Genomic DNA, 14,053 nt, shown 5'->3' on the forward strand with positions numbered 1-14,053 from the left:
CTCTATTTTATTACTTTATTAATGCCAGCTGTTTCAGCTGGCATTTTTTGTTTCTCCTTATTTTGAGCATCATAAAAAAGTAAACGATTATCGGTTTTCACCTATTTTTTAATGAAGTAGGGTATATTTAAACTCTTTCTTCACAATTATTTTGGTTTGAGTGTAAACCTCGAGGTGTCTATGATCTCGAGGTTTTCTTTTGGTAGACGAAGTCTAATTGTTTTTTACTATCGTATCTTGGAATGAGATTTGTATATTACTCATAAACAACCATCTTATGTATAAACTATTTACAGTTTTGAGCCTAGCAGTTAGTTCTTTGTTATTAACGCAATGCAAGTCTGCCTCATCTATAGAAAATCAAGAAACAATGACCTTGTCTACACCTTCATTTGCTTCTGTAGCCGCTCATTATAATACGTATGTTGCCGGTGTGCAGGGTGGTGGTACGGGTATTGAGTTTTATATACCTACAGAGGTAGCTACAACAATTACAATGGAGAAAATCTTCTTTCGCGAAAGCGCAGGTAAAGTAATGAAATCTAATACAGGCTATGTTGCACGGTTTAGAACAGATAAAGGCTTAGATCAGGATGTTGTGATGTCTAATAATGCAAATGAAGAAGCTGTAAACACACCTCCAGTGGTAAATGATACATTTCCATTTAACCTTACAAATGATCAAGCAGGGCTTATCTATAAAGATAATGGGATTGTGAAGTACTGTATCTTGTCTAACATAAAGGAGCGCGACTCAAAAGCCTATCCACAACAACTACCAAGAGGAAATGGCTACTAGATACTAGGGTTAATTTCTGTATTTTTAGCCTATAAATTCCTTCCTCTTTGAGCGCTCTTAAAAATCTTTTTAAACACACGTTTATTTATGGCCTGGCAACAGTTTTGCCTAGAGTTCTCACGGCTCTATTAACGCGATTGTATACTGGTTACTTGCCAGATACAGATGCCTTTGGGGAGATGACTATTGTGTTTTCATATATAATGATTTTTAACGTGCTGCTTACTTATGGTATGGAGACAGCCTTTTTTAGATTTTTTAATGATGAAAGGCATACTAAAAAAACACTATCAACCTCTTTACTTGGTTTGCTAGGGTCTACCATTTTATTTGTTATTATAGCATTTACTGGGATAGATGCACTCTCAAGTATATCTGATGTTCCTGCGCAATACTGGAGATGGGTGATTTTAGTCATAGCGTTTGACACGCTTGCGGTAATACCCTTTGCATATATGCGAGCTCAAAATAAGAGTATGCGCTATGCACTTATAAAGTTACTTAACGTTATTATTTCTACAGGATTATCTGTGGTATTTCTTGTGTGGTTACCGCAGTTAGATAGTATAAACAGTTATTTACCCACAGATAAAATTGAGCTTGCATTTATTGCATTTTGTATACCTAGTTTTTTGATACTACTTATCGTGATAAAGCCCTATTTTACAAGATGGTCTTTTGATACGATTTTATTTAAAAGAATGCTTGCCTACGGTGCTCCCGTACTTATTGCGGGTCTTGCCTTTGCTGTAAATGAATCCTTTGATAAGATTTTATTAGAAAAGTTACTACCAGAAGATATTGCAGAGAGTGAAGTGGGTATTTATGGTGCGTGTTATAAACTTTCTATAGGGATGACGCTGTTTGCCACAGCTTTTAGAATAGGGATAGAGCCCTTCTTTTTTAGCGAGGCAAAAAATGAAAACGCACATTATATGTATGCCCAGATCACAAAGGCATTTGTGGTTCTTGGTGCCATTGCGCTATTTGTGTATGTAGTACTTGTAGATGTGGTGAAAGTAATCCTTCTAGACGACCCTGCTTACTGGGAGGCTATGAACATTGTGCCACTTATACTCGTTGCATACCTGTTTTTTGGAGTTTACCAAACGCTGTCTGTCTGGTATAAAGTAACAGATAAGACAAGATATGGCGCTTATATTTCGGTTGCAGGGGCATTACTTACCATAGTGATAAATGTCTTACTTATCCCAAAAATAGGATATCTAGCCAGTGCCATTGCTACTTGTGCAGTATACACCTTGATGATGGTCATATCATATATAATGGGCCGCAAACATTTAGCAATCCCTTATGATCTAAAAAATATACTTTTGTACCTCGTATTAAGTATCTCATTGTCTAGTCTATATTTTTATGGATTTAGAGATTACTTTGGCGTGGGTAGCTTGAGACTGTATCTTGTAGGAGCTGTAATGACCGTATTATTAATTGGTGTAATAAGCTTCCGCGAAAGAGAGCTGCTCTTGCGTATATTAAAAAGAAGATGAGTACGCTTTCGCGAAAGCGTAATTAAAAATAATAGTATCTCCGTACGAGAATAAGTTAGAAAGAAGAACAAATGAAAATAAAGGTTATAAATAAAAGTGCACACGCACTTCCTCACTATGAAACTATTGCTAGCGCAGGAATGGATTTGCGTGCAAATATCACAGAGGCTATCACGATAGGGCCGTTAGAAAGAGCTATTGTTCCTACGGGAATATTTATGGAGCTACCTGTAGGTGTAGAAGCACAAGTAAGACCACGTAGTGGCCTTGCTGCAAAAAAGGGTGTGACCGTGCTTAACGCTCCTGGAACGATAGATGCAGATTATAGAGGAGAAGTGGGGGTCATACTAGTAAACCTTTCTAATGAATCGTTTACTATTGAAAATGGCGAGCGCATTGCACAGATGGTGATCGCAAAGCACGAGCAGGGACAATGGGAAGAAGTGACAGAACTCTCAAGTACAGATCGTGGTGAAGGCGGTTTTGGGAGTACTGGGGTAAAATAGAACGCTATGAAGAAAATTTTAATTTTAATTACAATACTAATATCATTTAGCCTAAGTGCACAGTCTACGCCTGAGCAAATGATTGAGGACTTCTTTAGTGACTATCAGTCTAAAGGGGTTGGTCAAGCTATTGATAATATTTATGGAAGTAATCCTTGGATAAATAGTCAAACTGACGCAATAATTAACTTGAAAAATAAAATGAGTGACCTCACCGAAGAATACATAGGTAAATTTCACGGTAGAGATTTAATTACTAAGAAAGAATTTTCGGATAAATATGTGATTTATACCTATTTAGTGAGATATGATAGGCAACCCGTAAGGTTCACTTTTGAGTTTTACAAGCCTAGTAATGAATGGCGTATACATTCATTTAAATATAATGGGGATAAGTTTGAGTCTGAACTAGAGGAGTTAACTAGAATTTATAACCTAGATTTAGAAAATAAGAATTGATTTGCCCTAAAGATGGCATAAGTAAAATATAATTAACAACAGATGAAAATAATAGTACCAATGGCCGGTCTAGGCTCTAGATTGCGACCACATAGTTTAACCATACCAAAACCATTAATTCCCGTAGCTGGAGCGCCTATTGTGCACAGACTTGTACGAGATATTGCAAAGATCTTAAAGCAACCTATAGACGAGATTGCTTTTGTATTAGGAGACCCTACATTTTTTGGTGATGCTGTAATTGCACAACTTGAAGAGCTTGCGGAGAGTCTTGGAGCAAAGGCATCTATTTATCGCCAGGGAGCGCCATTAGGAACTGGTCACGCTATTATGAGTGCAGAGCCTTCTTTAAGTGGTCCTGCGGTAATAGCTTATGCAGATGCGCTTATACGCGCAGATCTGGAGCTAGATCCTGAGGCAGATAGTGTAATCTGGACTAAGAAAGTACCTAACCCTGAGGCTTACGGAGTTGTAAAACTTAATGAGAAAGATGAGATTGTAGAGCTTGTAGAGAAGCCAGAAACTTTTGTGTCTGACCAAGCGGTGATAGGTATATATTATTTTAAGGATGTAGCCGTTCTTAAAGAGAAGCTTCAAGAAGTTCTTGATGAAAACTTGATGAATGGAGGTGAGTACCAGATTAACGATGGTATAAAGAAAATGATGGCCGAAGGTCGTATTTTCAAAACTGGAACCGTAGATGAGTGGATGGATTGCGGTAATAAAGAAGTTGCCATAGATACTAATTCTAAGATGTTACAGTTCTTACACGATGAGAAGGAAGAGCAACTTATAGCCGACACTGTGGTTAATAAAAATTCAACTATTATTGAGCCTTGTTTTATAGGTGAAAACGTAGTTCTTAAAAATTGTACCATAGGTCCAGGCGTTGCGATAGGAGCTGGCACAACTATTGAAGATAGTACGATAAGCCACAGCTTAATCCAGCAAGATAGTGTGATAAAAAACGCACAGTGGACAGAAGCGATGATAGGTAATAAAGTACAATATAATGGAGAGCACACACGTGTAAGTCTAGGGGATTACACGGTGATGAAATAAGTTTTATATAATCATATTTAATGAAAAAAGGAATCTACATACTCATACTCACGATCGCTTTTACACTAGTAAAGGATCGTGCGTATGGGCAATTCTTAAAAGAAGCAAATCCCTTTGCAGATGAGAATGTAGATGACCTAGGTAATGTTTCAGACGATTTTCAGACATCTTTTTTTGAAGCATTAAAACAAAAGGGAATTGAGAATTATGAGCGTGCCATTATGGAGCTTAACAAGTGTATCTCAATGTCACCATCTAGTCATCCTATTTTATATTTTGAGCGAGGTAAAAATCACGTATTCTTAAAAAAGTATGATGAGGCTGCTTTAGATTTTAATAAATTTTTAGAACTCGAGCCAAATAATGAAGATGTACTAGAAGCACTATATGAAGTCTACTTCCAGCAGCGAGATTATGATGCTGCTGAGACTACAGTAAAAAATCTCATTAATTTTGACGTGCAGTATAAAGAAGATCTTGCACGTATTTATACAAGCACAAAAAGATATAACGAGGCGCTAGATCTTATAGATGAGCTTGATGAAGAAATAGGTACAGATATATATCGTGATAGATTAAAAAACAGATTGTATCTACTCTCTGGAGATACATCTAGGCAGGTAAAAGCTATAGAGAAAAATATAGCCTCAAACCCTAAAAGTGAAGCAGAGTATCTTAAACTCATATTGCTTTATAGCGAGCAAGGAAATACGCAAAAAGCGTATGAAACCGCTCTAGAACTTCAAAAGGTAAACCCTTATGCAGATGAGGTACACCTAGCTCTGTATAAGTTTAATCTCAATGATAATAAAATAGATGAGGCCATAAGCTCTATGCAAAAAGTACTGGAAAGTACTCGTATGAGTGCCGCAGCAAAGCATCGCGTGCTTAATGATTTTGTGTTATTTGTAAACGGTAACCCACAATATGAATCGCAGTTAGAAAAAGCCATTGCAGTTTTTGACACACAGGTGGGAGATTCTAATATTTATCAAGAACTAGCTTCTTATTACATTAAAAAAGGAAGTAAGGATAAGGCACTGCCATATTTAAAGAAAGCTTTACAGAGTGATCCAGAAAATCTTGAGCTTATTAAAAACACAAGTCTTTTACTTTTGGACTCTGGAAGCTTTAAAGATGCCGAAGAGATTGCTGCAAATGCACTAGACCTTTATCCATCACAGCCACTATTATACCTTACTTATGGAGTCGCACTTAATAATCAAGGTAAATTTAAAGCAGCCATAGATCAACTTGAACTAGGCGTAGATTATGTGATAGATGATGTAAAGATGGAAATAGATTTTTACCAGCAACTAGGCGATGCACATAAAGGGGACGGTAATGCTTCTACAGCAAGTAAATACTACAATAAAGTAGAACAATTAAAAGCGCAAGGATAATAATGAGAAAGCTTGTTTACATTATTTTATTAGTTGCTCTCGCAAGTTGTGGTGTAAAAAAAGCAGCGAGTACTAGTACTTCCGAAGATATCTCTGCAAAAAGACTTATTACTGAGTATTACAACAATGCACTCACTTATAAAACACTAGATGCACGTACCAAGATAAAGTACAGAGATAAAAAAGGATCAAAGCCTACGGTAACACTAACGATACGCATAGAAAAAGACAAAAAAATCTGGCTAAACGCGTCACTCATTGGTTTTTCTGGTGCTCGCGCCTTGATTACACCACAAAAGGTACAATTTTACGACAAGCTCAATAATCAATATTTTGATGGAGACTTTACATTTCTTAGTCAGTACTTAGGAGTTGATATAGATTTTTATCAGTTACAGCGATTGCTTACGGGACTAACTGTTTATGACCTAAGAGAGGGAAAGTATACTTTTAAAGAAACGCAAACGGGTTATGAGGTCACACCAAAAAAACAGCTCAAGGAGGCACTCATCTTCTTTGGGATTGCTAGTCAAAATTTTGTCACGCAAGAACAACGCATAGAGCAAACAGATGGTAACGGGACTTTAGATATTGCATACGGAAATTACAAAGAGGTAGGAGGTAAGACTTTTCCATTTTCGCTAGATATTCTTGCAGATGATGGTCGCAACCAGTCACAGGTACAAATCGAGTTTCGTGATATAGATTTAGATGGAGAGGTGCGTATGCCGTTTAGTATTCCTTCTGGATATGAAGAAATAAAGCTAGATGCAAAGAGATAGGCGCATATATATAGCTCTCCTGAGTGTTTTTATGATGCTCTTTTTTACGCAAGCGGCCTTTGGGCAGTCTGCAAAGCAAAAGCAGCTAGAACAGCGTCGTGAGGCTCTTAAAAGAGAAATGCGACAGTTGCAACGCTTACGCGAAACAAATAAGAAAAAAGAAATATCTATTCTCACCCAAGTAGAAGATCTGGACACCCAGATAAGACTACGCTCAGATCTCATACGAGTTACAAATAGTCAAGCCAACCTATTGTCAAGAGAGATTAATGAAAATCTCGTAAAGATGGAAAACCTCCGTAAGGAGCTCGCCATATTAAAAGAAGATTATGGTGAGATGATACGCAAGTCGTATAAAAGTAAGAGCGGGCAAAGCAAGGTGATGTTTTTACTCTCTAGTGAAGATTTTAAGCAAGCTTACAAGCGTGTACAGTATATGAAGCAGTATGCAAACTACCGCAAGAAGCAAGGTGAGCAAATCAAGGAACGCACAGTACTTATACAAGAGACTAATAAAAAACTAGTCAAGCAAAAAGCAGACAAAGAAACCCTCATTGCCGAAAATAGAACGGCAAAAAAGGAACTAGATAAAGAAAAGCAACGCCAGGACCTACTCATAAAAGAAATACGTAAAGAGTCTAGTACCTATATCGCTCAGATCAAAAAGAAACAAAAGGAGGCAGATCGCATAGACAGACAGATAGATAAGCTCATTGCAGAAGCTATTGCTGCTAGTAATAAAAAAGCAGGTAAATCTACAAGCAGTAAGACATTTGCCCTCACACCAGCAGAGGTTACACTTGCAAAAGAATTTTCTAGTAATAAAGGTAGACTCATATGGCCAGTAGAGCGTGGCCGCGTGGTAAGACCTTACGGTAAGTCTGCGCACCCTACCTTACCAGGGATTACTTTAAGCAATAGTGGTGTAGATATAGAAACCACAGAAAATGCTACCGTAAGAGCCATCTTTGAGGGAGAGGTAACTTCTATACAAGACGCAAAGGGAGCAAACATTGCTATCATCATAAGGCACGGTGATTATCTTACCACCTATTTTAATCTTAAAAATATTAAAGTAAAACTGGGTCAAAAAGTAACTCTTAAACAGCCACTAGGTGAAGTCTCTCGTAATGCATTTACAGGCAAGAGCATTCTTAAATTTAGGGTAAGTAAAAACCAGACCAAGCTCAACCCTACACAATGGATAAGTAGACGATAGCTGCTGGTTTACGCTTTCGCGAAAGCGCACTTCTAAATATCATTTGGCATTTTATTTATATTTTTTGTAATAAGCTTAACACAAGCGAGTTACATAAGTTTTAAATTTAGGGCTATGAAACATCTTAGCCTCTTGCTCTTAATTTTATGCGCTTCAATCATTAGTGCTCAAAACACCACAACCACGGCAGAACCTCGTTTTTCTCTAAACGCAATAGGTGCGCTACCTAGTAATGCAGGAGAACCCAATAAAGAATTTTATGATCAAACACGCACGCTACTTGTGGGGACATCTTTAGGTTATAAGTCTAGCTTACAGGGTGGGATATCAAGGTCACGTGTAGGTAATGACGAGGTGGTCGAGTTTCCTCTTATTTTTAGATATCAAGCCACAAAGGGTATAAGTGCATACCTGGGTGTACAAGGGCAAGTAGTGAGAGGACTTGACACCAGCGGGCTTATGTTTACAGAGTTTGTCCCTACTATGGGAATAGATGTGCAGTTTACACCAGAGTGGGATGCAGGTATTCAGTTTGTGGCACCTGTTTATCAAAACAAGGCTGCGCCTACAGTAAGCTACGAGCTATCGCACCCTATTAGATTAAGAACAGGTATAAAATTTTAGTGTTTTCTAAGCTTGTAAACTTTAGCACAACCATAACACTTTTTAATACAGTCTTATTACAATAGCCATCTCATTGTGAGTAATTTAGTGGTGAACTTAAAAAGAAAGATTATGAACTCGACAGAATTAGAAGGAAAGTGGAATCAAGTAAAAGGAGATTTTAAACAGAAATATGGTAAGCATTTTGATAATGATGACACCTTTGCAGATGGAAAGATGGATGAGGTTCTAGGCCGTATTCAAGAAAAAACAGGAAAAACAAAAGAGGCTATTAAAGAAGAAATAGAAAAATGGTAATAGCCCATAAATACAAATAAAAAAGCCTCCATAACGGAGGCTTTTTTATGTTATATAAATAATGCTTTGAGCTCTGTTGCTTCTGCAGGTTTCATCTTGCCTGCAAGCACCAGTGATAATTGTTTACGGCGTAAGGCTGCATCATAGCGCTGTTTCTCAAGATCAGATTCTGGTACAACTTGAGGTACTGGTACAGGCTGTCCTTGCTCATCTACTGCTACAAAGGTGTAAATCGCCTCGTTTGCTTGCGTTTTAAGGCCGCTCTCGCGATCTTCTATCCATACATCTATAATGACTTCCATAGATGTTTTAAATGCTCTAGAAATCTTTGCTTCTACAGTAACAACGCTCCCTAGAGCAATCATTCTATTAAAAGCTACGTGATTTACAGATGCTGTAACAACGATACGCCGTGAGTGACGTCTTGCAGCAATACTAGCTGCTCTATCCATACGAGCAAGTAGCTCACCTCCAAAAAGATTACCCAGTGGGTTAGTCTCACTTGGCAGTACAAGATCTGTAAGTATTGTTTTTGAGTCGCTTGGTGTGCGTGAATCCATAGATATTCAATTTTGGCGCAAAGGTACACCAAAGTAGAAAAGGGAAACAGTAAAATGTATAAAGAGTATTAATCGATACTTTGTACAAGTAACCAAGCATCTTGATTATCTGTCTTGCGTATTGCTCTAAGTTCTGAAAGCGCTTCTTGAGAGTGTGTAAAGCTTCCGTATACTACTTGATGCAGTCCATACTTGTTAGTCCCTATGGTACGAGCTTTATATCCTTTTTCTGTAAGCTGGTCTACACGCTTCTGCGCATTTTCTTCCATACGGAAAGCTCCCGCTACAATGTGATAATTTCCTGCAGGCTTTGTAAGTGACAGCTGTATAGCTGGTAAAGGATTAGGGATAACAAATGTCGCTTCTTGTATCTTATCTTCTAGCTGCTCTCTTGCTTGCTCTTGTGCCACATAATTATGCTCTTTTACATCTTGAACATAATTAAAGCTAGCCGCTCCAAGAACGCCAAAGGCGATAACCGCTGCTGCTGCATACTTAAGCCAAGAGTTACTTGCCTTACGTTCTGGTGTAAAAGCAATAGGTGTTGTCTCCTCAAGTGCAGTAACTTCTTCTTTATAAACTTCTCGCATAATCTCTGGCGAGGTAAAAGAAGATAGCCCAAAAGAATCTGTAAGATAGTTGAGGTGATATGATGGCTCAAACTGTAATCTACTCTCTGTGTCTAAAGATAGTGTACCTATGTTTGTAAGCGTTTGTGACTCTCCCTTATGCAGGTTGTCATAAAGAAAGCGCACGTAGGTTTTAATACGATTACTCGCCTCACTATGAGGAATCATCTCTGTCTTTGCAATATAGTTTGCCAGTAAACCATCACTGTCTGTAAGTTGCGCATTAAATGACAATTTCTTTTTAGGTGGATAAAAAGCGTGCGTAGTGGCGTGTATTTGCGCACTTTGGATTTGAGTCAAAAAAGCCCCAAAACCTGGTAATATTACACACTCATATCTGTATAAAAGGTCACTTATGTATTGGTCTAACTGCATAACTCAAAAATAGTCAAAATGTCTAGTCACGCAACAAGGCGAGATATATTTTATTAACAGATATAATAGTTGTTACTTAGTAGCCTCAATTTCAAGCATTAATGACAGAAAAAGAATTACTCGCACTTCTTACCTTACAATACACCCCAAATCTGGGTGATGGTTCTATAAAAAAACTGCTTCAGCACTTTGGTTCGGCTACGGCGGTTTTAGAACAGAAAAAGAGCACACTGCTTAAGATAGATGGCATAGGTGAGCATAAACTTAAAGCTTTTGGTAATGAGGAGTATCACGCTTTCGCGAAAGCGGAATTAAAATTCATACAAGATAACAACATAAACGTCTGTGCATTTACAGATGAGCAATACCCACAACGTCTCAAACACTGTCTAGATGGACCAGTGCTGCTATTTTCTAGAGGAAACATAAACTGGAATAATAGAAGAATTATAAGCATTGTAGGGACTAGAAAGATTACAACCTATGGCGAGCATTTTATAAAAAAGCTCATTAAAGATTTGGCTCCCTTAAATCCGCTTATTATCTCTGGTTTTGCTTATGGGGTAGATATTACCACACATAAAGCCTGTATTGAGCACGGATTGCAAAATGTAGGTGTACTGGCTCACGGGCTTAATCAAATTTACCCAAAGGTGCACGCTAAGTATATGAGCGATGTAGAGGCAAATGGCGGTTTTGTTACAGACTTCTGGAGTAAGAGCAGTTTTGTACATACTAACTTCTTACAGCGCAACCGTATTATTGCTGGGCTGTCTGAGGCTACTATCGTTATTGAGTCTGCAGAGAAGGGAGGTTCTCTTGTAACTGCAGACTTTGCAAATGGATATAATCGAGACGTGTTTGCAGTACCAGGCAGGGCAGAAGATAAGCAAAGCTTGGGATGCAATAATCTCATAAAACAGCAACGTGCAAACCTTATGACGAGTGCTGCAGATCTTATTTATTTACTGGACTGGAAACTAGAGCAAGAACAAGCTCCCGTGATCCAAAAACAACTTTTTGTAGAACTTACAGATGAAGAAAAACTGGTATGGCGCTTCTTAAAAGACAATGGCAAAGAGCTTATGGACATCATCGCTCTTAATTGTAAATTGCCTACTTACAAGATTGCAAGCATCTTATTACAAATGGAATTAAAAGGTGTGATAAGACCTCTCCCTGGGAAACTCTTTGAAATTATCTAGTAACATAATATATTTAAGTAGCTGATTTTGAGTTAATTGAATTTTTGGCACGTGGTTTGAATACTGTTAAGGGAATCCAAAAACAAACAGTATGAAAACGATCAAACATTTTATTGCAGTAGCGCTCGTCGCCATTTTGTTTACTTCGTGTTATACAGAGGCGATTGTAGAAGTAGATCCATATGTAGAGGTTAATAATGGACCTACACTTAATCAAGTATTAACAGATTATGAGATATGGTATGTAGATATAGATGCCTCATCTGGAAATATAGTAGTACCATTTTTACAAAAGGCATTTACAGTCTCTTTTAGAGGAGGAAATATTTTTGCAAATAATAACCTTTCTGGTTTAGGGTACAATGGAGCCGGGTTTGGGATAGATGTAGGTAGCTATGATACCTTTGGTTTTGAGCTAGATGCTTATCACGATTTAGACGGAGATTACACCTTTGATGTACGCCAGTTATCTGGTAATGAGATAGAATTATATCACCCGTCTACAGGAGCGAGATATATACTGGTAGGTTACCAGCGCAACACCTTTGACTATGACCTAGTGTTTTACAATAACATACACTACTTCTTACAAGAGTTTGAGGCTTGGGAAAAAATATATACAAGTCAAGAAGGTGAGATCAATCCTTTTGATAATGAGAACTACTTACAGTTTTTACCAGCAGGGGTTTCTGGCAACTTTAGAAGTTCTGAAGATGGTAATGGTACACCAGTAAATAATATATACTGGGACTATGATGGGATTTATGATGTAGATGATGTGCCTGGTGATTTTTACCAAAAAACTTTAACACTAGATTATAATTTTCCAGACAATGAGTTCTTTGACCTTACCGTTATAGATGACGAGACCATAGAGTTATATCAAGTAACTACAGGTACTACCTACCAGTTTAGAGGTAGAGGGTATATAGAGTTTAGAACCTCAGAAGATGGGAAGTCTAAAACCTTACCTAAGTTACGTAAGAAGACTTCAGAAATTAAAAAAGAAATAGAAGCGCTCAAGGCGAAAAAAGCAAAAGCGTTAAAATAAAAAGGAGCACTGTACAACCACAGTGTGACGCATAAAGATTTTTTGGTTGGTTATTTAGTTGGAAAACCCTTACCTAAGTGTTACTTAGCGTAAGGGTTTTCTGTTTTAAGAAAGCATTATTTCTATAGATATAATGCATAAAAATGAAGACTAATGTACTAGAAGATTATTATTGCCAAACTCCTCTTAACAAGAACTGAGTTAATAAATAAATCTGCTTAAACGACGCTCAGTGCAAGCTTTTACGCAATTTTTTTACGCTTTTGCGAAAGCGTGATCCTTCTCAATTATTTGTATATTTAATTATCATTTAAAAAACAAGAAAAGAGGCTCTTTCGCAAGGCTTGTACTGAGCTTGCCGAAGTATGCCCCACGCTTTATGTAGTGACCTGTTAATTACCATTTTGAGCAACATAGCTAAGCCAAAAACTTAGTTCACTAATTCAAGGTTGATAAATGAACTTAAACATCTGAATTTTATAATTCACAATTGAAGTCAACTATGAAAAAACTTTCCTTTTTAATAATCTTAGTTATTGTTTTGAGCTGTAAGTCAGGTCAAACTGCGGTAATACAAAATGACGGAAAATATGGACTCATTAATAGAACTGGAGAAGTCATTGTTTCCCCAGCATATGATTACATAATAAAGAGTCGCAGCACTAATCTCTTTATGGTTCAAAAAGACAAAAAATATGGTTTCATAAATAAGAAAGGGGAAATTATCATATCAATGATTTATGATGATGCTAGTCCCTTTTACGAAAGATTGGCAGCAGTTAAAAAAGATAATAAATATGGTTTTATTAACTCTAGGGGTAAAATAAAAATACAATTCAAATTTGATGATGTTTTTTTGGGTTTCTCAAATGGACTTTCTGATGTTACAGTAAACGATAGTTGCGGATATATAAATAAACGTGGAAAGGTTATAATACCTCTCAAATACGAAACTTGTTATCCTTTTCAATCGGAAGTAGCGTTAATTCATACTTTTGAAGACCCAAGTTTAATGTTAATTGACAAAAAAGGTAGAATATATAGATATTATAAAAATGTTGTGACTAATCAAAAATTATGGGCTACACATAATTCATATCCAAAACATTTTAAAACCAATACAGGACGAGGAAGTATAAATAAAAAGGGAGATACTATAATTCCCCCACTTTATAGTTCTATTGGGTATTGCCAAGAAAAAAGGTCAATTGTGAAACGGAATGGTAAATGGGGATTCTATAACGACATTGGAGAAATGATTTTAAAACCCACTTTTAACGATTTATGGCATTTTACTCAAGGTTTAGCTAAATTCAAACTAAATGGACTTTGGGGTTATGTTAAGAAAAACGGAGAGATAGCAATTGAACCCAAATTTGAAAGTGCTGGAGAATTCAGAAACGGACTTGCTTATGTTAAGATAAATGGCTTATACGGTTACATTAACAAGAAAGGAAAAATAATAATTGAACCAAAATTCGAGAAGGCATCGTACTTTGAGTAAAAAACGTAGGCAACAAGAACTGAGTTAATAAACAACAATTATTTCAATGTATTTCTAGTTTAATTTA

Annotated in this window: 15 protein-coding genes; 13 read left to right on the forward strand and 2 right to left on the reverse strand. The window is 37.0% G+C overall.

Annotated features, from left to right (window positions below):
- The first annotated feature begins 277 nt into the window (after positions 1 to 277).
- From I597_RS03390 to I597_RS03435, 10 genes are all read left to right on the forward strand, one after another.
- Complete coding sequence (locus tag I597_RS03390; protein WP_152594965.1) at positions 278 to 799, forward strand: hypothetical protein; 522 nt, start codon at positions 278 to 280, stop codon at positions 797 to 799.
- 47 nt (positions 800 to 846) lie between these two features.
- Positions 847 to 2,310 (forward strand): lipopolysaccharide biosynthesis protein, encoded by a 1,464-nt coding sequence (locus tag I597_RS03395; RefSeq protein WP_035326324.1) that lies wholly within the window; start codon positions 847 to 849, stop codon positions 2,308 to 2,310.
- 71 nt (positions 2,311 to 2,381) lie between these two features.
- The gene (dut, locus tag I597_RS03400) at positions 2,382 to 2,816 is read left to right on the forward strand and encodes a dUTP diphosphatase (RefSeq protein WP_035326326.1); all 435 of its coding nucleotides are present in this window, start codon (positions 2,382 to 2,384) and stop codon (positions 2,814 to 2,816) included.
- A 6-nt stretch (positions 2,817 to 2,822) separates the two neighbouring features.
- Positions 2,823 to 3,275 carry a hypothetical protein gene (locus tag I597_RS03405; protein WP_035326328.1) on the forward strand — a complete coding sequence of 151 codons (453 nt, stop codon included), beginning with the start codon at positions 2,823 to 2,825 and terminating at the stop codon, positions 3,273 to 3,275.
- Positions 3,276 to 3,317: 42 nt separating this feature from the next.
- Positions 3,318 to 4,337, forward strand: a complete 1,020-nt coding sequence (locus I597_RS03410) for a sugar phosphate nucleotidyltransferase (protein WP_035326330.1) — start codon at positions 3,318 to 3,320, stop codon at positions 4,335 to 4,337.
- 20 nt (positions 4,338 to 4,357) lie between these two features.
- Positions 4,358 to 5,740 (forward strand): tetratricopeptide repeat protein, encoded by a 1,383-nt coding sequence (locus tag I597_RS03415; RefSeq protein WP_035326332.1) that lies wholly within the window; start codon positions 4,358 to 4,360, stop codon positions 5,738 to 5,740.
- A gap of 2 nt (positions 5,741 to 5,742) precedes the next feature.
- Positions 5,743 to 6,522 carry a lipoprotein insertase outer membrane protein LolB1 gene (gene lolB1, locus I597_RS03420; RefSeq protein WP_035326334.1) on the forward strand — a complete coding sequence of 260 codons (780 nt, stop codon included), beginning with the start codon at positions 5,743 to 5,745 and terminating at the stop codon, positions 6,520 to 6,522.
- A complete protein-coding gene (locus I597_RS03425; RefSeq protein ID WP_035326336.1) occupies positions 6,509 to 7,741 on the forward strand; it encodes a murein hydrolase activator EnvC family protein in 1,233 nt (410 codons plus the stop codon). The genes lolB1 and I597_RS03425 overlap by 14 nt, the downstream gene beginning before the upstream one ends.
- 114 nt (positions 7,742 to 7,855) lie before the next feature.
- Entirely contained in the window at positions 7,856 to 8,365 is a 510-nt protein-coding gene (locus I597_RS03430; RefSeq protein WP_035326338.1) for a hypothetical protein, read from the forward strand.
- A 111-nt stretch (positions 8,366 to 8,476) separates the two neighbouring features.
- Positions 8,477 to 8,662, forward strand: coding sequence for a CsbD family protein (locus I597_RS03435; RefSeq protein WP_035326340.1), 186 nt, complete (start codon positions 8,477 to 8,479; stop codon positions 8,660 to 8,662).
- Between the two features lie 50 nt (positions 8,663 to 8,712).
- On the opposite strand, the gene I597_RS03440 is transcribed toward I597_RS03435, so the two are convergent.
- Together I597_RS03440 and I597_RS03445 are read right to left on the reverse strand one after the other, a co-directional pair.
- Positions 8,713 to 9,222, reverse strand: a complete 510-nt coding sequence (locus tag I597_RS03440; RefSeq protein ID WP_035326344.1) for an acyl-CoA thioesterase — start codon at positions 9,220 to 9,222, stop codon at positions 8,713 to 8,715.
- Between the two features lie 68 nt (positions 9,223 to 9,290).
- Positions 9,291 to 10,226, reverse strand: coding sequence for an HU domain-containing protein (locus I597_RS03445; protein WP_035326348.1), 936 nt, complete (start codon positions 10,224 to 10,226; stop codon positions 9,291 to 9,293).
- A gap of 101 nt (positions 10,227 to 10,327) precedes the next feature.
- On the opposite strand from I597_RS03445, the gene dprA reads away from it, so the two are divergent.
- From dprA to I597_RS03460, 3 genes are all read left to right on the forward strand, one after another.
- A complete protein-coding gene (gene dprA / locus I597_RS03450) occupies positions 10,328 to 11,431 on the forward strand; it encodes a DNA-processing protein DprA (RefSeq protein ID WP_035326350.1) in 1,104 nt (367 codons plus the stop codon).
- A gap of 91 nt (positions 11,432 to 11,522) precedes the next feature.
- Positions 11,523 to 12,482 (forward strand): hypothetical protein, encoded by a 960-nt coding sequence (locus tag I597_RS03455; RefSeq protein ID WP_035326353.1) that lies wholly within the window; start codon positions 11,523 to 11,525, stop codon positions 12,480 to 12,482.
- Positions 12,483 to 12,984: 502 nt separating this feature from the next.
- Positions 12,985 to 13,986 (forward strand): WG repeat-containing protein, encoded by a 1,002-nt coding sequence (locus I597_RS03460; protein WP_035326356.1) that lies wholly within the window; start codon positions 12,985 to 12,987, stop codon positions 13,984 to 13,986.
- The last annotated feature ends 67 nt before the right edge of the window (positions 13,987 to 14,053 follow it).

The sequence above is a fragment of the Dokdonia donghaensis DSW-1 genome (genome assembly GCF_001653755.1).
Lineage (GTDB): Bacteria > Bacteroidota > Bacteroidia > Flavobacteriales > Flavobacteriaceae > Dokdonia > Dokdonia donghaensis.